The organism is Pedobacter sp. 01N416 (assembly GCF_056399685.1).
Window position 1 is genome coordinate 1 of sequence record NZ_JBFTRT010001068.1, and the last position, 521, is coordinate 521.

The 521-nt window shown below is 39.3% G+C and carries 1 protein-coding gene; it reads right to left on the minus strand.

Going from position 1 to position 521, the window contains the following annotated elements:
• Positions 1-521: tetratricopeptide repeat protein (locus AC1DND_RS29265; protein ID WP_477586533.1), on the minus strand; the 521-nt coding region annotated here is incomplete at both ends.

Consider the following 521-nt stretch of genomic DNA (forward strand, 5'->3'; position numbering starts at 1 on the left):
CTGTTGATCTCTTAATTTTAACCTTTGTCTGCTAAAAATAACAAATCCCAAAACAACCAATAATATGACTACAATTGTGGCAGAAAAAGCAATGATCCTGTTCACCTTCCGATCGTTTTTCAGTTTATTTATCTCATCCGATTTTTTATTGATATCGTAAAGCACCTGCAAAAAAGCTACCTGCCGGGCACCGTCTTCCGAATACAGATCGATCGTGTATTTATAGCCAAGTTTTACATAGTGGTAGGCGCTGTCCATGTTGTTCAACAGTTCGAATGCCTTGCCCAAATCTCTGCAGCAGGAGCTTAACTGATAGATATTACCCATCTTTTCGGCCAGTTTCAACGCTGTTTCGGTTAGCACAATACTTTCCTTGTACCGGCCTGTTTTACGGAGGATATCGCCCAAATTATTAATGACCTCGATACTCCCGAGGTCATTATGATCTTCCTGATATAAATTTAGAGACTGTTTAAAATGCACATAAGCAGAATCGTAACGCTCCAGATCTTCATATATAC